The sequence below is a fragment of the Enterobacter sp. 198 genome (genome assembly GCF_009025585.1).
Lineage (GTDB): Bacteria > Pseudomonadota > Gammaproteobacteria > Enterobacterales > Enterobacteriaceae > Enterobacter > Enterobacter ludwigii.
In genome coordinates, this window is record NZ_WCIM01000035.1 from 3,544 (window position 1) to 5,375 (window position 1,832).

The following is a 1,832-nucleotide window of genomic DNA, read 5'->3' on the forward strand; positions in this document are numbered from 1 at the left end:
GCGGCGGTGGCGCCGGGCCGGTGGACTATCTGCTGGGTAAAGACCGGCAGCGTGAAGGCGCCAGCGTCCTGCAGGGGAAGCCGGAAGAAGTCCGGGAGCTGATTGACGCGTCGCCTTACGTGAAGAAATACACCTCCGGCGTACTGTCGTTTGCGGAGGCCGATCTGCCTCCCGGCCAGCGGGAAAAACTGATGGCCAGCTTCGAGCGGGTTCTGATGCCCGGACTCGATAAAGATCAGTACAGCATTCTGTGGGTGGAGCACGCGGACAAGGGGCGTCTGGAGCTGAACTTTCTGATCCCCAATACCGAACTGCTGACCGGCAGGCGGCTCCAGCCGTACTACGACCGCGCCGACCGGCCGCGCATCGATGCCTGGCAGACCATCGTGAACGGCAGACTGGGGCTGCATGACCCGAACGCGCCGGAAAACCGCCGGGCGCTGGTCACGCCGTCCGGACTGCCGAAAACGAAGCAGGAGGCCACTGAAGCCATCACGCGCGGACTGCTGACCCTTGCTTCGTCCGGGGAGCTGAAAAACCGTCAGGACGTCACTGAGGCGCTGGAACGGTCAGGTTTTGAGGTGGTGCGCACCACGAAAAGCAGTATCAGCATTGCCGACCCGGACGGGGGGCGAAACATCCGACTGAAGGGAGCCATCTATGAGCAGTCTTTTAACGCTGGCGAAGGACTTAGAGCAGCAATCGAAAGCGCAGAAGCAGAGTACCGGCGAGATGCTGAAAGCCGCATTCAGCGAGCACGAGCAGTCTGTCAGAGCGGAACTGAGCGCAAGCGCGAGGAGAATCAGCGACGCCATCCTCGCACACGAGCAGAGTATGAGCGAGGCGATGGAGAAAAACCGGCGGAGCGTACTGCGGACTGCCGGGCGGACATGGTTCACCATCCTGATGGTGTCAGCGCTGCTGATCGGCACGAGCGGGAGCATACTGTGGTGGCAGGGGCAGCAGATAACCGACAATTACACGCATCTTCGTCAGCAGGAAGATACCCTGGCGAAAATGACTGCCCGGACGTGGGGAGTGCGCTATCAGGAGAGCCGCGACGGCCGGAGGTTTCTTATCCTGCCGCCCGGGATGCAAACCGAAGCCATCCCCTACGACGGGACGACATGGATCCGCCTGAAACAGGAGTAGCGGAAAATGACAGAGCTGGAAAAGCAGTTGCTGAGCGCATTAGAGCAGCTACAGCAGGACTACTCGCAAAGGCTGGACGAATGGGAGAGCGCCTTCGCGGAATGGCGGAGCATGTGTGGGCTTATGCAACGGGAGAACGCGGTGCTGAACGAGCGCGTGTCGGACTTGAGCACGCAGGTGCTGAGTTTAAGCGAGCAGCTGCGCCGCTTGTCCGGGAACTGAATGCCATCGAGCTCCGGCAGAGGGAGAATGAGTATCAGAAAACACTGGAGCTGGAGCGCCAGCCGCAGAAAACCTACCGCGGGCCGACACTTTAAACCATCCAGGCAGCTGACAACCCGCACGAAGAGGGGCTCTTATTTCTCCCGCTAAATAGGTTCGTGATCAAAAAGGTCACGACTTATTCAGGAGCGGGAAATGAAGCTGTTAAATCTTATTGAATCATTGCTTAACTGCCTGTATCTGGCGGCGGAGCTGTGGGACTGGCTGGAGAAGCATTTGTCGGTTTTTAAGGCATTGGCGCGGATTTTAGTGTGACTTTAACATCCATGCATCTGGCTGCATGACTATGCACCAGTGTAATATTCAGCGGCTGCGTTTCTGGTGTTTTTTCGTTATGTCTGTCGCCACTTTCTCGCGTCTGGCACCGGAAACGCAGCCAACCCCGTTTCAGCGGTGCG

General features: G+C 58.7%; 2 protein-coding genes and 1 pseudogene. 2 read left to right on the plus strand and 1 reads right to left on the minus strand.

The genetic code is table 11. The features are described 5' to 3' along the window. Positions 1–410 (minus strand): annotated as a pseudogene (locus F8561_RS24700) (hypothetical protein); the annotation flags it as partial. Between the two features lie 250 nt (positions 411–660). On the opposite strand from F8561_RS24700, the gene F8561_RS24140 reads away from it, so the two are divergent. After that, positions 661–1,152, plus strand: a complete 492-nt coding sequence (locus tag F8561_RS24140) for an MbeB family mobilization protein (RefSeq protein ID WP_136070821.1) — start codon at positions 661–663, stop codon at positions 1,150–1,152. 6 nt (positions 1,153–1,158) lie between these two features. Further along, positions 1,159–1,374 (plus strand): MbeD family mobilization/exclusion protein, encoded by a 216-nt coding sequence (locus tag F8561_RS24145; RefSeq protein WP_000137422.1) that lies wholly within the window; start codon positions 1,159–1,161, stop codon positions 1,372–1,374. The last annotated feature ends 458 nt before the right edge of the window (positions 1,375–1,832 follow it).

Bases quoted from the DNA above. Each gene is read 5' to 3' on its own strand.
- F8561_RS24145 (WP_000137422.1), top strand. From the start codon at position 1,159: ATGACAGAGCTGGAAAAGCAGTTGCTGAGCGCATTAGAGCAGCTACAG.
- F8561_RS24140 (WP_136070821.1), top strand. From the start codon at position 661: ATGAGCAGTCTTTTAACGCTGGCGAAGGACTTAGAGCAGCAATCGAAA.